The sequence below is a fragment of the Streptomyces speibonae genome, from assembly GCF_984686075.1.
Genome location: NZ_OZ480260.1, coordinates 5,439,455 through 5,455,657 on the forward strand (window position 1 = coordinate 5,439,455; position 16,203 = coordinate 5,455,657).

At 72.5% G+C, this 16,203-nt stretch carries 12 protein-coding genes; 6 read left to right on the top strand and 6 right to left on the bottom strand.

Annotated elements, in window-relative coordinates:
* Positions 1-16: 16 nt before the first annotated feature.
* Genes AC5L3C_RS24565 through AC5L3C_RS24575 form a run of 3 tightly spaced genes read right to left on the bottom strand, consistent with a single transcriptional unit; the run spans position 17 to position 4,231 of the window.
* Positions 17-709: a response regulator transcription factor gene (locus AC5L3C_RS24565; protein ID WP_493650862.1), complete on the bottom strand. Its 693-nt coding sequence runs from the start codon at positions 707-709 to the stop codon at positions 17-19.
* Positions 706-1,992 carry a sensor histidine kinase gene (locus AC5L3C_RS24570; RefSeq protein ID WP_493650863.1) on the bottom strand — a complete coding sequence of 429 codons (1,287 nt, stop codon included), beginning with the start codon at positions 1,990-1,992 and terminating at the stop codon, positions 706-708. Before AC5L3C_RS24570 ends, AC5L3C_RS24565 begins: the two co-directional genes overlap by 4 nt.
* Positions 1,985-4,231 (bottom strand): MMPL family transporter, encoded by a 2,247-nt coding sequence (locus AC5L3C_RS24575; RefSeq protein ID WP_493650864.1) that lies wholly within the window; start codon positions 4,229-4,231, stop codon positions 1,985-1,987. The genes AC5L3C_RS24570 and AC5L3C_RS24575 overlap by 8 nt, the downstream gene beginning before the upstream one ends.
* Positions 4,232-4,728: 497 nt before the next feature.
* On the opposite strand from AC5L3C_RS24575, the gene AC5L3C_RS24580 reads away from it, so the two are divergent.
* The gene (locus AC5L3C_RS24580) at positions 4,729-6,030 is read left to right on the top strand and encodes a DMT family transporter (protein ID WP_493650865.1); all 1,302 of its coding nucleotides are present in this window, start codon (positions 4,729-4,731) and stop codon (positions 6,028-6,030) included.
* Here the strand turns inward: AC5L3C_RS24580 and AC5L3C_RS24585 are convergent.
* Positions 5,918-6,298: an AQJ64_40280 family protein gene (locus AC5L3C_RS24585; protein ID WP_493650866.1), complete on the bottom strand. Its 381-nt coding sequence runs from the start codon at positions 6,296-6,298 to the stop codon at positions 5,918-5,920. The two genes, AC5L3C_RS24580 and AC5L3C_RS24585, sit on opposite strands and share 113 nt — an antisense overlap.
* Before the next feature lie 259 nt (positions 6,299-6,557).
* Here AC5L3C_RS24585 and AC5L3C_RS24590 point away from each other — a divergent pair, with 259 nt between their 5' ends.
* The 4 genes from AC5L3C_RS24590 (at position 6,558) to AC5L3C_RS24605 (ending at position 12,016) form a co-directional block, all read left to right on the top strand.
* Positions 6,558-7,199, top strand: a complete 642-nt coding sequence (locus tag AC5L3C_RS24590; RefSeq protein WP_493650867.1) for a hypothetical protein — start codon at positions 6,558-6,560, stop codon at positions 7,197-7,199.
* A 152-nt stretch (positions 7,200-7,351) separates the two neighbouring features.
* Complete coding sequence (locus AC5L3C_RS24595; RefSeq protein ID WP_493650868.1) at positions 7,352-10,009, top strand: alpha/beta fold hydrolase; 2,658 nt, start codon at positions 7,352-7,354, stop codon at positions 10,007-10,009.
* The gene (locus AC5L3C_RS24600) at positions 10,006-10,902 is read left to right on the top strand and encodes an ABC transporter permease (RefSeq protein ID WP_493650869.1); all 897 of its coding nucleotides are present in this window, start codon (positions 10,006-10,008) and stop codon (positions 10,900-10,902) included. Before AC5L3C_RS24595 ends, AC5L3C_RS24600 begins: the two co-directional genes overlap by 4 nt.
* Positions 10,903-11,056: 154 nt before the next feature.
* Positions 11,057-12,016, top strand: coding sequence for a chaplin (locus AC5L3C_RS24605; RefSeq protein WP_493650870.1), 960 nt, complete (start codon positions 11,057-11,059; stop codon positions 12,014-12,016).
* A 104-nt stretch (positions 12,017-12,120) separates the two neighbouring features.
* On the opposite strand, the gene AC5L3C_RS24610 is transcribed toward AC5L3C_RS24605, so the two are convergent.
* Both AC5L3C_RS24610 and AC5L3C_RS24615 read right to left on the bottom strand, forming a co-directional pair.
* Complete coding sequence (locus AC5L3C_RS24610) at positions 12,121-13,386, bottom strand: NAD(P)-binding domain-containing protein (protein ID WP_493654003.1); 1,266 nt, start codon at positions 13,384-13,386, stop codon at positions 12,121-12,123.
* Positions 13,387-13,388: 2 nt separating this feature from the next.
* A complete protein-coding gene (locus AC5L3C_RS24615) occupies positions 13,389-14,699 on the bottom strand; it encodes a carboxylate--amine ligase (protein ID WP_493650871.1) in 1,311 nt (436 codons plus the stop codon).
* A 170-nt stretch (positions 14,700-14,869) separates the two neighbouring features.
* Here AC5L3C_RS24615 and AC5L3C_RS24620 point away from each other — a divergent pair, with 170 nt between their 5' ends.
* Positions 14,870-16,180 (top strand): glycoside hydrolase family 26 protein, encoded by a 1,311-nt coding sequence (locus tag AC5L3C_RS24620; RefSeq protein WP_493650872.1) that lies wholly within the window; start codon positions 14,870-14,872, stop codon positions 16,178-16,180.
* The last annotated feature ends 23 nt before the right edge of the window (positions 16,181-16,203 follow it).

Here is a 16,203-nt window from a genome sequence, read left to right on the forward strand (position 1 = left end):
CGCCGGTTTTTTCAGGTCACTGCACGTGGTCCTCGTCGCCGCCGGGCGCGACGCGGACCAGGCCCGTCCGGTAGGCGATGACGACGAGTTGGGCCCGGTCGCGGGCCTCCAGCTTCGTCATTGCGCGCTGCACGTGGGCGCGGACGGTGAACGGACTGAGGAACATCCGCTCGGCGATCTCCTGGTTGGACAGGCCGGTCGCGACCGCGGCCACCATCTCGCGTTCGCGCGGGGTGAGCGTGGCGAGTTGCTCCAGGTGGTGCGGCGGGACCGCCTCCGGTGTGGCCAGGAAACGGGCCACCAGGGAGCGGGTGGCGTTCGGGGACAGCAGGGTGTCGCCCTCGGCGATCGTCCGTACGGTACCCAGCAGTTCCTCGGCCCCGATGCCCTTGCCGATGAAACCGCCGGCCCCCGCGCGCAGCGCCTGGGCGACGTACTCGTCGGTCTCGTAGGTGGTGAGGATCAGGATGCGGGTGGCCCGCAGGGCCGGGTCCGCGCAGATCTGCGCCGTGGCGGTGATCCCGTCCAGCTCGGGCATACGGATGTCCATGATCACCACATCGGGGCGCAGCTCCCGGGTGAGCCGCACCGCCTCCCTGCCGTCGGCGGCCTCGCCGACCACGGTGATGTCGTCGGCGCTGTCGAGCAGCATTCTGAAGGCGTCCCGCAGCAGGGCCTGGTCGTCGGCGAGGAGCACCCGGTACGTCATGACGTCCTCCCGGCCTCGCCGGCGCCCGCCGGCCCCTCGGTGGGCACCGCCGCGTCGGTTCCGCGCGGCGTGTCCTTGGCGGAGGGCAGGGGCAGCCGGACGGAGACGAGGAAACCGCCCTCCGGACGCCTGCCCGCGGAGAGGTGTCCCCCGACCGCGGTGGCGCGTTCCCGCATGCCGATCAGACCGTAACCGGGCGGCCGGTCCGGCGCCCTGAACGCGGCCGGCGTGGTACGGGGGCCCGGCCCGTCGTCGGCGATGGTGAGGGCCACATGGTCGCGGTGATAGACGATGCGCACCCGGGCGTGGTCGGTGCCGGCGTGTTTGGTCACGTTGGTCAGGGCCTCCTGGACGATGCGGTAGGCGGTGAGGTCCACTCCCGGCGCCAGCGGCCGGGCCGTGCCCTCCTGGTGGACCGACACCTCCAGGCCCGCGCGGCGGAAGGACGCGAGGAGCGTGGGCAGGCGGGACAGCCCGGGTGCCGGTTCGGCGGGCGCGGCCGCGTCCCCGGTCTGACGCAGCAGGCCGACCGTGGCCCGCAGGTCGTTGAGGGCGTCGGAGGTGGTCTCGACGAGTTCGTCGAGCTTCTTGCGGGTCTGCTCCGGACGGTTGTCGAAGAGGTGGGCGGCGACCGTGGCCTGTGCGTTGGCCAGGGTGATCTGATGGGCCACGAGATCGTGCAGTTCGCGGGCGATGCGCATCCGTTCCTCGGTGACCCTCCGGCGCGCCTCGTCCTCCCTGCTCTGCTCGGCCCGCCGGGCCCGCTCCTGCACGGCCGCCAGGTAGGCCCGCCGGTTCTGCACCGAGTAGCCGAGTACGCCGGCCAGCGGCGGGACCAACGCCATCACCACCATCCGGCTCGCGTCCTTCCACGAGAAGTCCCCGGACTGGGACGTGGCGGCCGCCAGCGCCGCGGACATGAGCAGCACCGCGCCCGCCGCGCGGCGTCCGGTGCGCGCGGCGAGCGAGAAGGAGTAGGCGGCGACCAGGGCGGGGGCCACGAGGGGCGGGGTGAGCAGGAGGTCCAGGAGCGGCGCCAGCACGCTGATCGCGGTCGTGGCCGCCAGGGTGGCCAGGGGCGCCCGGTGCCGCAGTGGCAGCACGGCACAGGACGCCACGGCCACGACATAGGCGCCGGCGGGCGGGGCCGACAGGGTGTCGTCCACCCGCACGGCCCCGCCGGACAGGCAGAACACGAACGCCGTCCCCGTGATCACTGCCTCCCGCAGCCACGCGCGGCGCGGCCGCGCGTGGCGTGCCGGTTTCACGGCCTGCTCAGTCACGGCCCACGGGGAGCCGCCGCACCGCCGGGTCCGGCACGGTCATGTCCGGCACGGTCGCGGAGGCCGGGACGGTCTTGCCCAGCGCCTCGCCCTCGATGTCCACATTCGGCAGCACACGGTTCAGGGTACGGGGCAGCCACCAGGCCCGGTGGCCGAGCAGGGCCAGGACCGCGGGAACCATCGCCATCCGGACCACGAAGGCGTCGAAGGCGACGGCGGCGGCCAGGCCGACGCCCATCGTCTGGATGGTCGGATTGCTCATCCCGACGAATCCGGCGAACACGCTGACCATGATGATCGCCGCCGCGGCCACCACCCGGCCGCTGTACCGGAAACCGTTGACGATCGCCTCGCCGGGGGACCCGCCGTGGACGTAGGTCTCCCGCATCCGGGACAGGAGGAAGACCTCGTAGTCCATGGCGAGGCCGAACACGATGCCGATGATGAGAATGGGCATCAGCGACATGACCGGTCCGGTCTGCTCGATGCCGAGCGCGTCCGCCGCCCAGCCCCACTGGAAGACGGCGACGAGGACACCGAAGGCGGCACCCACCGACAGCAGGAATCCCAGCGCGGCCTTGACCGGGACCAGGACCGAGCGGAAGACCACCAACAGCAGCAGCACCGCGAGGCCGATGACCACGGCCAGATAGGGCAGGAGGGCGTCCGACATGGCCTCGGAGATGTCGATGTTCAACGCGGTCAGGCCGGTCACCAGAACGCCCGCGCCCGTCTCGGCCCGGATGTCCGGGGCCCTGTCCCGCAGCGCGTGCACCAGGTCCTTGGTCTCGCCGCTGGTCGGCGCGGTCTCCGGGACGGCGGTGATGACGGCCGTGTCCCCGTTCTCGCTGAGCACCGGATCAGCGACGGACGCCACCCCGTCCACGCTCTCCACGGTCCTGACGACCTGGTCCGCGGCGGCCCGGGCGTCCGTGGACTCCGCCAGGTCCACCACCACGGTCAGCGGGCCGTTGAATCCGGGGCCGAAGCCGTCCGACAGCAGGTCGTAGGCGCGGCGCTGGGTGGTCTCCACCGACTTGGACTCGTCGCCCGGGAGGCCGAGTTCGAGGCTCAGCGCCGGCACGGCCACCGCTCCGAGGCCGAGTCCGGTGACCAGCAGCACGACCACCGGCCGGCGCAGCACGAACCGCGCCCAGCGGGCGCCGAGGCCGGGCCGGCCGGCCCTGCGGGAGTGTTCGCTGCCCGGCCGGCCGGCCTTGCGCAGGGCGCGGGGAAGGACCCGCCGGCCGAAGAAGCCGAACAGCGCGGGGACCAGCGTGAGGGCGACGAGCACGGCGAGGGCCACGGCGCCCGCGCCGCCCATGCCCATCTTGGTGAGTTCGGGGATGCCGACGACCCCCAGACCGACCAGGGCGATGAAGACGGTCGCACCGGCGAAGACGACGGCGGACCCGGCCGTCCCCACCGCCAGACCGGCGGCCTCTTCCGGCTCGACGCCCTTGGCGCGCTCGTCCCGGTAGCGGGAGGTGATGAAGAGGGCGTAGTCGATGCCGACCGCCAGCCCCAGCATCAGCGCCAGGATGGCGACCGTGGAGGTCAGGCCCAGCGGAGCGGCCAGCGCGGAGACCAGGCCGAAGGCGATGCCGACCCCCATGAAGGCGGTCAGCAGGGACAGTCCCGCCGCGACCAGCGACCCCAGGGCCAGGACCAGCACCACCGCGGCCACCGCCACGCCGATGATCTCCGTCGTACCGCCCGGCGCCTCGTCCGAGTCCAGGGCCGAGCCGCCGATCTCGACGGTCAGCCCCGCGGTTCGGGCCTGCTCCGCGGCGTCTTCGAGGGCGCTCTTCGTCTCCTCGGTCAGGTCGATGACGTCCGCGGTGTAGGTGATCGTGGAGAAGGCGATGGTGCCGTCCTCGCTGACGGTTCCGCTCTCATAGGGGTCGGCGACCGACGCGACCTGGCTGCCCCCCTCCAGCGAGCCGAGTGTCTCCTCGACGGCCGCCTTGTTCTCCTTGGCCGTCACCCGCTGCCCGTCCGGGGCCTGGAACACCAGGCGGGCCTCGGCACCCGTGGAGTTGCCCTGCGGGAACCGCTCGTCCAGCAGGTCGAACGCCTTCTGCGACTCGGTGCCGGGCATGGAGAGGCCCTCGTCCTCCGCGGCCGGCGCCATGGCGGCGGCCGCGATGGCCGCCACCAGGGCGCACAGCCACAGAACCCCTACGAGTCGGCGTCGCCGGAAGGCCCACCGCCCGGCCCGGTAAAGAAAAGTAGCCACGTGCTCATCACTCCAGAGACATGAGAAACGCGCGGAATCCCGCGCGCCTCCCACACTCCCCTCGGCCACCCCCACGGGGCATCGTCCCCCGAACCCGTCCCGGCCTGGTGCCCCCGAACCACCCGCCAACCCGATCTAGTGCATGCGCACTAGACGCCCGCGCCCGCCCCGCCGTTCTCCCCGTCCGTGACAGCGGAACGCCACACGGCTCCGTCCTCCTTTCCCCCTGTTTCGGGACGTCCGATTCATGAAAAGCGCGGGATTGTCACAAGGGGGGATACGGATCGGCGTGAACCGGTGGGTGCGTTCCCACCGTCTCTAAGGGCGAACGACCGCTTTCTTGCGGTACCCCTGTTTTCAAGGACGCACGTACCCATGTATTTACCGGTTAGTAGCAGGAATGCGCCTGTCCGAACGGGCAATGCGAATTGCCCTTCCGTCCCCATTTCGAATTGCCCTTCCGTCCTCATTCTTTTGACAGAAGGCGGGGCGCGCGCATGAGAAAGAGGTTCGATCCGCTGACCGTCGCGGCGTTGGCGGTGGCGGTGGTCTCCATCTCGACCACGGCCCCTCTCACGGCCGCCGCCTCCGCCTCACCCTTGGCCATGGCCTTCTGGCGCACCGCTCTGGGCTTCGCCACGCTCGGACCGTTCCTGCTGATCCTGCGCCGCCGCGAGGTGGTCCGGGTCGCGCGCGGGGAGCGCGACCTGGTGCGCCGCGAGCAATGGCGGCCACTGGCCTACGGCTTCCTGGCGGCGACGGCACTCGCCCTCCATTTCGCGGCCTTCATGACGAGCACCCGGATGACGACGGTCGCCATGTCGACCGCGCTCGTGGCCACGCAGCCGGTCTGGCAGGCGCTCATCGCCGCGGCGCAGGGGGTCAGGGCGTCCCGCATCACCTGGGCGGGGCTGATCCTCGCCGTGGTGGGAGCGGCGGCGGCCGCGGGCCTGGACGTGAAGTCCGGCGGACCGGCGCTGACGGGTGACCTGCTCGCCCTGGGCGGGGCGGTGGCCCAGGCGGGCTACACGGCCCTGAGCCAGAAGGCGCGCGCGGACGTCAGCACCCCGCTGTACTCGACGTTCAGCGCGCTGGTCTGCGGCCTGGAACTCTTCGTCATCTGCTGGATCGCGGACATTCCCCTCACGGGCTTCGACACCTCGACGCAACTGTCCCTGCTGGGACTGCTCCTCCTGCCCCAGCTCCTGGGGCTGGGCTCGATGAACTTCGCACTCGGCAGGGCATCGGCGACGACGGTCAGCGTTCTGCTCCTGCTGGAAACCCCGGTGGCGGCACTGCTGGCGTGGTGGCTGATGGGCCAGAGCGTGGCGCTCGCGTCGGTACCGGGAATGCTGCTGATCATCATCGGCACCACGATCGTGGTGACCAAGGGGGAGGCCGACCAGGAGGAGCCCCGCCAGGAGCAACACCCAGCCCGTGTCCCACCGCCCCCGGGCCCCGCCCCGAGTCCGAGTCCGCACCTGGTGCCGGCGGGCAGGTACGACGACACCCCGACACTGAGCTTCGTGGCCACATGGCTGGCGTCCCCCAAACCGCAACTGATCGGGCCGGAGGCGAGACGTGACCCGAGAGCGGCGTGGGCGGGCCTCGTCGACGAGATCGACAGTCCGACGGTGAGCCTCAGCCCGCCCTCGTTTCCTCCGGCCTCCGCGGCCGGCCACCGGATCACGGGGCCGGACGATCACCCCACGCCTTCCGGAGAGCCGGCTGGACCTCGTCCCCCAGCAGGATGTGGGTCGTCGTGTCCGGGAGGGTGGGCAGGGCCGCCCAGTGGGTGACGGCGTTGCGGTGGGAGCGGCCGTAGGGGAGGTGGATGTAGCCGTCGGAGTCGATGAAGCAGTCCGTGTGCTCCGTGCCGTCCTCGCTGAAGTGCAAAGACGTGAAGTACATCGGCCTCACCAGCCAGAACTCCTCCCCCGAAGCGGTCTCGGGCCGGGCGGGGTCCGGGGGATACCGGCCCGTGACCGCCGCTGCCACCGGTGCGCCGCTGTGCGGCAGTTCCTCGCGTGCGTCGACCCAGGTCACCTGGGTGTTGTGACTCGTCATACCCGTCCTTGGTCAAGCGTTGTCGGTATCCGGTAGGACCGCACCGCGCCGGTATGGGTTGAGCGTGTCCCAACCGGCCCCCGCCGGCGGACAACTGACGGTGAGTCGGAAACGGACGTCGCGAAGCCGTCGTCGTCATGTCACGAGCGTGTCCTGAGCGTTCTCCCGACACAACGCGGGCAACCACACTCACCGTCATCGGGGACAGAAAGCAACACGGGTGAACAGACGGCCCCCCTTGCAGAGGACGGACACCAGCATGCGTACTCGGAAGATCTCGATACTGGCGATCACCGCGGCGGCCCTCAGCCTGGCCCTCACGGCCTGCGAGAACGGCGACGCGGCATCCTCCTCCCCCGGGGGCGGTTCAACGGTCACGGCCACCGGCACCCCGGGGCCCGACACCGCCGGGGACAAGGGCAACTCGTCCGGCACGCCCGCCAAGCCCGACCAGAAGTGCACGGACCAGATCGACTACTCGGCCGACTCGCGGTCGAATGCCGAGATCAACTCGATCGGTGCGGACACGGGTACCTGTCCGCCGGTGCAGAAGTCGCCGTCGGATGTGAAGTGCACGGATCAGATCGACTACTCGGCCGACTCGCGGTCGAATGCCGAGATCAACTCGATCGGTGCGGAGACCGGTTCCTGTCCGCCGGTGCAGAAGTCGCCGTCGGATGTGAAGTGCACGGATCAGATCGACTACTCGGCCGACTCGCGGTCGAATGCCGAGATCAACTCGATCGGTGCGGAGACCGGTTCCTGTCCGCCGGTGCAGAAGTCGCCGTCGGATGTGAAGTGCACGGATCAGATCGACTACTCGGCCGACTCCCGGTCGAATGCCGAGATCAACTCCATCGGCGCGGAGACCGGCACCTGCCCGCCCGTCGAGGCCGGGTGAGGCCGGACCCACACCGGCCCCAGCCCCAGCACCAGCACCGCCGCGTACCACGCCCGTGGTACGCGGCGGTCGTCATGTACGCCTCCGGGAGGTGCCCCGGTTCGGTCTCCGGTCGACATCCGGGCGACAGGTTCGCCCCGTACCGTTGACGCATGGATCTTCGACTGTCCCCGACGCGGTGGCCGCGGCCCCGGCGGCCCAGACGGATCGCCGCCGCCGCGGCAGCCGTCGTCGTGCTCGCCGGTGCCGGGACCTGGAGTGCCGTCGCCTCCGACGACGCCCCCGCCGTGCGCCGTGCCGACCGGGTCATCAGCACCGGCGAGGGGGTGCGGATCGACACCTCGTACTTCACCGCCGGAGCCGACGGGCGCCGGCCCGCCGTGCTGCTCGGGCACGGTTTCGGCGGCAGCAAGGAGGACATGCGGGGGCAGGCCGAGAAGCTCGCCCGGGACGGATACGCCGTACTGACCTGGTCCGCGCGCGGCTTCGGGAAGTCGACCGGGAAGATCGGGCTGAACGACCCCGAGGGCGAGGTCGCCGACGTCGCCCGGCTGATCGACTGGCTCGCGGACCGGCCCGAGGTGCGGCTCGACCGGGACGGCGACCCCCGGGTCGGGATGGCGGGCGGCTCGTACGGCGGTGCCGTCGCCCTGCTCGGCGCCGGGTACGACGACCGGGTCGACGCCATCGCTCCGGCGATCACCTACTTCGACCTCGCCGACGCGCTCTTCCCGAACGGCGTGTTCAAGAAGCTGTGGGCCGGCATCTTCGTCAACTCCGGCGGCGGCTGCGACGCGTTCGAACCCGCGCTGTGCGCCATGTACGAGCGGGTCGCCGAGTCGGGCGTGCCGGACGCCGAGGCCCGCGAGCTGCTCGAGGAGCGTTCGCCGTCCGCGGTCGCCGACCGCATCGACGTGCCCACGCTGCTGGTGCAGGGGCAGTCCGACTCCCTCTTCCCGCTCGGCCAGGCCGACGCCGCCGCGCGGGCGATCCGCGCCAACGGCGCCCCGGTCGACGTCGACTGGATCGCGGGCGGACACGACGGCGGCGACATGGAGACCGACCGCGTGGAGGAGCGGGTACGGAGCTGGTTCGACCGGTACCTGAAGGGCGAGGAGAGCGCCGGCACCGGCCCCGCCTTCCGCGTCACCCGCACCGGCGGCGTCGACTCCACCGACGGACAGGCCGTGCTGAACGGCGCGAGCGCCGGCACCTACCCGGGGCTGGACGCCGGCGGCCGGTCCGTCCCCCTCACCGGACGCCAGGAGCAGCGCTTCGACAACCCGGCCGGCGCCAGTCCGCCCGCCGTCTCCGCCCTGCCCGGCCTCGGCGGCACCGGCGGACTCGCCCAGCTGTCCTCGCTCGGCATCGGGATCTCCCTGGACTTCCCCGGCCAGTACGCACGCTTCGAATCCGCCCCGCTCGACAGCGATCTGCGGATCACCGGTTCGCCGACCGTCACCGTGCACGTGAAGTCGTCCAGCGAGGACGCCGTCCTGTTCGGCAAGGTGTACGACGTCGGCCCGGACGGCCGGCAGCAGGTGCTGCCCTCGCAGCTGGTCGCCCCGTACCGCGTGGAGGACGCCCGGTCGGGCAAGGACGTGACCCTCACCCTCCCCGCCGTCGACCACGAGGTCCAGAAGGGCCACCGGCTGCGCCTCGTGCTCTCCTCCACCGACCTCGGCTACGCCTCACCGGCCGCCCCGGCGACGTACACCGTCTCCCTGAAGGGCGATCTCACGGTGCCCACCGCGCCCGGTGTGAGCACCGCCGCCGCCCCGCTGCCCGCCTGGGTGGTGTGGCTGCCGATCGCCGGCGCGCTGATCGCGCTGGCGCTGCTGCTGACCGGACGCCGCCGCACCACCGCCCCGGCCCCGGACCCCGGCCTGGCCGACGTCCCGCTCCAGATCACCGGCCTGAGCAAGCGCTACGCCCGCTCCACCGACCGGTACGCCGTGCAGGACCTGTCGTTCCGTGTCGAGAAGGGCCAGGTGCTCGGCCTCCTCGGCCCGAACGGCGCGGGCAAGACGACCACCCTGCGCATGCTGATGGGTCTGATCAGGCCCGACGGCGGTGAGATCCGCGTCTTCGGCCACGCCATCCGCCCCGGCGCCCCGGTGCTGTCCCGGGTCGGCGCCTTCGTCGAGGGAGCGGGCTTCCTGCCGCACCTCTCCGGCCGGGAGAACCTGGAGCTGTACTGGCGGGCCACCGGCCGCCCGCCCGAGGACGCCCACCTGGAGGAGGCCCTCGAGATCGCCGGACTCGGGGACGCCCTCGCCCGCGCGGTGCGCACCTACTCGCAGGGCATGCGGCAGCGCCTGGCCATCGCCCAGGCCATGCTCGGCCTCCCGGACCTGCTCATCCTGGACGAGCCGACCAACGGCCTCGACCCGCCACAGATCCGCGAGATGCGCGAGGTGATGATCCGGTACGCCGCCGGCGGACGCACGGTCATCGTCTCCAGCCATCTGCTCTCCGAGGTCGAGCAGTCCTGCACCCACCTCGTCGTCATGGACCGCGGACGGCTCGTCCAGGCCGGCCCGGTGCACGAGATCGTCGGCTCCGGCGACACCCTCCTCGTCGGCACCGCCACGCCCGTGGAGGAGCCGCTCGCCGAGAAGATCGCCGCACTGCCGTGCGTCGCCTCGGCCGACCGCACCGACGAGGGGCTGCTGGTACGGCTCGACGCCGACGGCACCGCCGCGGGCCTGGTCGCCGAACTGGTCCGGCTCGAGGTGCCCGTGGCGTCGGTCGGCCCGCACCGCCGCCTCGAGGACGCCTTCCTCACCCTGATCGGAGGTTCCGCATGAGCACGCTCACCGAGCGGAACGGGACGGCCCGGGACACCGCCTCGGCCGAGGTCGCCGCCGGCTACCGGGCGGGCCGCACCCTGCCCCTGCGGGTGGAACTGGTCCGCCAGCTCAAGCGCCGCCGCACCCTGGTGATGGGCGCCGTCCTCGCCGCCCTGCCGTTCGTGCTGGTGATCGCCTTTGCGATCGGCGGCACACCGGACGGCGGCCCGGACGGCGACCGCGTGAACCTGATGGACACGGCCACCTCGTCCGGCGCCAACTTCGCCGCCGTGAACCTGTTCGTGTCGGCCGGCTTCCTGCTGGTCATCCCGGTCGCCCTGTTCTGCGGGGACACGGTCGCCTCCGAGGCCGGCTGGTCCTCCCTGCGCTATCTGCTCGCCGCGCCCGTGCCCCGGATGCGGCTGCTGTGGTCCAAGCTGGTCGTCGGACTGGGGCTGAGCCTCGCCGCGATGGTGCTGCTGCCGGTGGTGGCGCTCGCCGTCGGAACGGCCGCCTACGGCTGGGGGCCGCTGCAGATCCCCACCGGCGGCGCGCTCGAACCCGGCACGGCGGCGCAGCGCCTCGTGGTGGTCGTGGCGTACATCTTCGTGTCGCAGCTGGTCACCGCCGGGCTGGCGTTCTGGCTGTCCACCCGCACCGACGCCCCGCTGGGCGCGGTCGGCGGGGCGGTCGGCCTGACCATCGTCGGCAACGTCCTCGACGCGGTCACCGCGCTCGGCGACTGGCGCGACTTCCTGCCCGCGCACTGGCAGTTCGCCTGGGCGGACGCCGTCCAGGCCACCCCGGAGTGGTCCGGCATGGTCCAGGGCGCGGCTGTCTCCGTGACGTACGCACTGGTGCTGTTCGCGCTGGCGTTCCGCGGATTCGTGCGCAAGGACGTGGTGTCCTGACGCCCCGGGCCCGCGTGCGGCGTTACGCGGGCCAACCGGGTGAACCTGCGCAACCGATTCCGCGGAGCCGGGTTGATGAGGGAGTAGGCCATGCGGCAGCGGAGGGCCAGAACGCGTGGCCGCTCCCGACTCTTCAAGCAGGAAGACAACCACATTGCGACAGACCCTGAGCAGGGGAGTGTTCGCGGCGGCGGCGGCCGCCACGGGCATTCTGTCCCTGTACGGAACCCCCGCCCTCGCCGACTCGTTCGCGGGGGGCGGTGCCGAGGATTCTCCCGGTGTGCTGTCCGGGAACAACGTGCAGGCGCCCGTCCACGTGCCGGTGAACGCCTGCGGCAACACCGTGACCGTGGCCGGCGCCCTCAACGAGGCCGCCGACAACACGTGCGTCAACAGCGATTCCCATGACGGACACGGTGGCGGCGCGCACGCGGTCGGCGGCACCGAGGGCTCGCCCGGCGTCGGCTCCGGCAACAACGTGCAGGCACCGGTCCACGTGCCGGTGAACGCCTGCGGGAACAGTGTCAACGGTCTCGCGGCGGCCAACGGCGCGTACGACAACACCTGCGCCAACGTCTCCGGCCACGACGCGCACGACGCCGCGCACGACGACGGCAAGGCCGCGGACCGCTCGGGTGGCTCCTCGTACGCGGAGGCGAGCGGCTCCTCGTACACGGACCCCGAGTCCGGCTCCTCGTACACCGGCTCCGGTGACGGCGCGCACGCGGTGGGCGCCGCCCAGGGCTCGCCCGGTGTGCTCTCCGGCAATGTCATCCAGGCTCCCGTCGACCTGTCGCTGAACGCCTGCGGCAACAGCGTCAACCTCGTCGGCCTGTTCAACGGCGCCAGTGGCAACACCTGCGTCAACGAGACGGGCCACGAGAAGGAGAAGGAACAGGAGAAGGAGAAGGACAAGGAGAAGCCGGAGCCTCCCGTCAAGGTGAAGACGCCTCCCACGCCGGCCGAGGAGCCGCCGGCCATGGAGGAGCCCGGCAACCCGCCGCACATGGCTCAGACCGGCACCGACGGCATGATGGCGGCCTCGGCCGCCGGCGCGGTGCTGATCACGGGCGGTGCGATGCTGTACCGCCGCGGCCGTCTCGCCCGCCGGTAACCCCCGCAGGGTGCCGGGACCGCCCCGTCCGGCACCCGCACCCTTCCGACGCAGCGTCCCCCGGACCGGTCAGGTCCGGGGGACGCTGCGCCGTACGCCCTCGGTCAGCCGCGCACCGGCGACGGCGTCCCGCTGCGGCTGCCGGTGCCCGGCACCGGAACCGTGCCGCGCACCGGGGTCGCCCCGAGCCGCCGGCGCACCCCCTGGACCAGCGTCGACGCCGTGAACGTGGCGCCGTGCACGAAGCGCATCGCCGGGCCGAAGCCGGACGCGGTCACCAGGCCCGCGAGGAACAGACCCGGATACGAGGTCTCGAGGCCGTGCCCGGTCGCGGGGGAGCCGTCGGGCAGCACCGACAGCGTCCCGCGCAGTTCGGCGGAGAGCATGCCCAGCCGGTCACGGTGGGCCTTGAACCCGGTGGCGGCGATGACGTGTTCGGTCTCCATGCTGCGCCGGACGCCGGAGTGGTCGGTGAGGTCGAGCCGCAGCCCGCCGGGCACCGCGGCGGCCGCGGTCACCTCGTGACCCGGCAGCAGGTCCACCGCCCGCTCCACCCGGTCCCGCACCCACCAGGCGCCGGCCGGACCCAGCGCCGTGGCCGCGATCCGTGAGCGGGTCGACTCCGGCAGCCGCCGGAACAGGTTCGGGCGCTCGGAGTAGAACCAGTTGCGCCAGCCGGGGCCGAGACCGCTGTGCGGGGAGCGGACCGACTGCCACCGGGACCGCTCGAGGGGCGGCGGCACGTCGTTCCACCGCAGCCGCTCCGCCCGCGCCAGCACCCGTACCCGCGTGCCCTGTTCGGCGAGGAGCGCCGCCGTCTCGAGGGCCGCCTGGCCGCCGCCGATCACCGTGACGTCCTTGCCCTGGAACGGGCCGAGGTCGTTGTGGTGGCTGCTGTGCGTCACCAGCGTGGGGTGCAGTCCGCGCAGGGTCGCCGGCACCTCGATGAACGGCATCACCCCGACCGCCAGCGCCACCGTCCGCGCGTGCAGCGCCTCCCCGTCCTCGGTGACCGCCGTGAAGCCCTCGGCGCTCGGCGACACGCGGGTGATCGTGCGCTCGTCCACCGCCGGCACGGCGTTGCGGGCGAACCACAGGCCGTACGACGCGAACGCCTCCACCGGGATCGGTTCCGCGTGACGCGCCGTCATGCCCTGTTCCTCGCAGTACGCGTCCAGCGTCCAGCGCCCGGCCGGGTCGGAGAGGTTGGACGCCCAGGGCTCCGACTTCAGGAACATGCCGGCGGGCATGTGGTCCCGCCAGGACGCCATCGGCCGGCCGAAGACGCGCAGGTTCAGTCCGGCGGCCGCGGCGTGGGACGCGATCGACAGACCGTACGGCCCCGCGCCCACCACCAGAAGGTCGTACATCATCAGCTGCTCGCTTTCTCGTTGTCGGTCCGTGAGGACCGGGAGGTCCGTGAGGTCCAGGGGGCCCGGGGGATCCGTGAGGTCCGGGAGGCCGGGGCCGTCCCGGGGCCGGCCGGGCGCGGCGCCGGTACCCAAGCCGCCGGGCCCAGCCGCCGGCGCAGCCGGCCGGAGACATGGCGGGCCCACAGCGCCCACATCGCCCGTCCGGGCCCGGGGTCGTCCCCGGCGTGCCAGGCCAGCTCGCGCCCGCCGGGCGGCGTGCGCAGCGCGGCGAGGGGCGCGTAGTTCTCCACCACGAACGACCGCCCGGTCAGCGGATCCCCGTCCGGCAGCGGACGGCCGGTCAGATCCAGGTGCAGGGCGCGTACGACGTCCAGCCCCGCGCTGTCCGCGAACAGCCGGAACTGGGCGCCGGGGCGCGGGTTGAAGTCGAGGAGGTGGTAGCGGCCGGTGGTGCCGCAGCGGCGGAAGTCGAGGTCGAAGACGCCGCGGTAGCCGAGCTCGCCGGTGAGGTGCTCGGCGAGGGCGCAGATCTGGGAGTTGGGCGCCCAGTGGCCCACCGCGGTCAGCCCCGCGCCGCGCGGCCAGGACTGCCGTTTGCGGCCGGCGCCGCCCGCGCGGACCGTGCCCGAGCGGTCGGCGTAGCCGTGGAAGAACCAGTCCCGGTCCTCACCCGGCGGCAGATACGACTGGAGCAGCAGTGGGCTGCCCGCCTCCGTCGTGCGCGCGTACAGCTCCCGTACGTGCTGAACGGAGTGCAGCAGCCGGGTGCTGCGCAGTCCGCTGCCGGGCGGGAGCAGCCAGGGGCGGCTCCACTTGGCGACCAGCGGCAGCCCGAGCCGCTCCGCGTCGGCGACGGCACGGTCGGGGCTGTCGGGGACCAGCGTCTCCGGGTGCGGGATGCCCACGGCGGCGCACAGGGAGGCCAGTTGCGCCTTGTCGGCGACGCGTTCGGGCAGCGTGGCCGGCATCGCGGGCAGCAGGTAGTCCGGCGCGAGCTCCTCGCGCAGGCGGCCCGCGGCGATGGCGGTCGCGTCGTCCAGCGGGATCAGGACGGCGGGGCGGCCGACCTGCCCGGCCACGCGGCGCAGCACGGCGAGGATCTCCTCCCCGGTCGCCTCCGGCGGCGGCGGCGGATGCATGCGGCGCACATAACGCGAGCGCGGCACGGGACTTCCCGTGGAATCGGCGACGACATGCACCTCCGCACCGGCCCGGCCGAGCGATCGTACGGCCCCCAGCGTTCCGTGGTGAAAGGGATTCCGGTCGGTCCGCAGCAATACGGCGGGGACGCGGATGTCAAGCGATGACACGCATTCTCACTTTCTTCTGGTACCGGCTCACCCGCACGGGTCACCCCGGTACTCGAAAGCCGCAGTGACGGTGGCACCGACGGTTTTTGTATGACTGAATTCATATGACTGCCCGTCAAGAGCGTGGAATTCCGGCACACGGCGGACGACAGCGAGAAGAGGAGCAGCCAATGGCCCCACAGCACAGGCGGGTCCGGGCCCGGGCAATGGCCGTGGGCACGGCGGTGGCCGTCGTGTCGGCCGCCCTCGCGGCCGGTCCCGTGGCGGGGGCGGGGGTGGCGCGGGCCGACGACTCCCGCCCCGTGCGGCCGGTCCCGACGGAACCCGCGGCGGCCGCCCCGGCCCCGGGACCCGCGCCCGCCGCCCCCGCCGTACCCGCCCTCCCCGCCGTCCCGGCCGTCGGAGCGCCGCGGATCACCACGCCGTTCGCCCCCCTGCGCAGGCCGGGTGTGCCGGCCTTCGGCGCCTTCCTCGCCTCCGACGCCCGGGGCGTCGAGCGCATGGAGGAGCTCAGCCGCTGGCTGGGCGGCGCGGAACTGCGCGTCGGGCACACCTACCTGCCCGGCAACCGCTGGAGCGACATCGAGGGCGACATCGGCTTCCTCGAGTCGTGGGCGCGCTGGCGCAACGCCGAGAAGGACCGGATGCTCGTCCTCAACGTCCCCCTGCAGGAGCGCAACGAGGAGGGCGTCTCCGACGAGGAGGTGCGGCGCCTGCTGCGGCGGGGCGCGGCGGGAGAGTTCGACCACCACTTCCGTGCCCTCGCCGAGCGGCTCGTCGCGCTGAAGGTGCCGGACACCATCCTGGTGCTCGGCTGGGAGATGAACGGCATCACCTACACCCACCGGTGCGGCCCCGACCCGGAGTCCTGGAAGAAGTACTGGAACCGCGTCGTGACCACCATGCGGTCGGTGCCGGGCCAGAAATTCCGTTTCGATTTCACCCCGAGCCGGGGCCGGGACGCCATTCCCTGGACGGAGTGCTACCCGGGCGACGACACGGTCGACATCATCGGCATGGATTCCTACGACCAGCCCGCCGGACGGTCCTTCGACGAACAGGTGAAGGAACCCTACGGACTCCAGGCGCACGTCGATTTCGCCAAGGCGCACGGAAAGCCCATCTCGTACCCGGAATGGGGGCTCTTCCGCAACGGCGACAATCCCGAGTACATGCGGCGCATGCTCGCGTGGATGGAGGAGCACCGGCCGCTCTACAACACGGTGACCGACTACTGCCCGCACGGGGTGTGGCAGTGCGACGACAACCCGCACTCCTCCCGCGTCTACAAGAACGTGCTCTACGGCCGCACCCACGGCGCGGATCCGGAGACCACCCCCGAGGCCACCCCGGCGCCGTCCGCGCCGGCCGGGCAGGTCCCCCCGGAGAACTGCTCGCCGCTGGACCTGGGCCGCTGGGTGGAGTACTGGCTCGGCGGAAAGCTCTGTCTCCGCTTCGACTGGTGGTCGCGCGACCGCTGACGCGGCCGCCGTTCCGGCCCGGC

What these genes read in the sequence shown, in the direction of transcription:
- AC5L3C_RS24620 (WP_493650872.1), top strand. Translation starts at nt 14,870, where the DNA reads ATGGCCCCACAGCACAGGCGGGTCCGGGCCCGGGCAATGGCCGTGGGC.
- AC5L3C_RS24595 (WP_493650868.1), top strand. Translation starts at nt 7,352, where the DNA reads ATGGATCTTCGACTGTCCCCGACGCGGTGGCCGCGGCCCCGGCGGCCC.
- AC5L3C_RS24590 (WP_493650867.1), top strand. Translation starts at nt 6,558, where the DNA reads ATGCGTACTCGGAAGATCTCGATACTGGCGATCACCGCGGCGGCCCTC.
- AC5L3C_RS24610 (WP_493654003.1), bottom strand. Translation starts at nt 13,386, where the DNA reads ATGTACGACCTTCTGGTGGTGGGCGCGGGGCCGTACGGTCTGTCGATC.
- AC5L3C_RS24585 (WP_493650866.1), bottom strand. Translation starts at nt 6,298, where the DNA reads ATGACGAGTCACAACACCCAGGTGACCTGGGTCGACGCACGCGAGGAA.
- AC5L3C_RS24580 (WP_493650865.1), top strand. Translation starts at nt 4,729, where the DNA reads ATGAGAAAGAGGTTCGATCCGCTGACCGTCGCGGCGTTGGCGGTGGCG.
- AC5L3C_RS24565 (WP_493650862.1), bottom strand. Translation starts at nt 709, where the DNA reads ATGACGTACCGGGTGCTCCTCGCCGACGACCAGGCCCTGCTGCGGGAC.
- AC5L3C_RS24600 (WP_493650869.1), top strand. Translation starts at nt 10,006, where the DNA reads ATGAGCACGCTCACCGAGCGGAACGGGACGGCCCGGGACACCGCCTCG.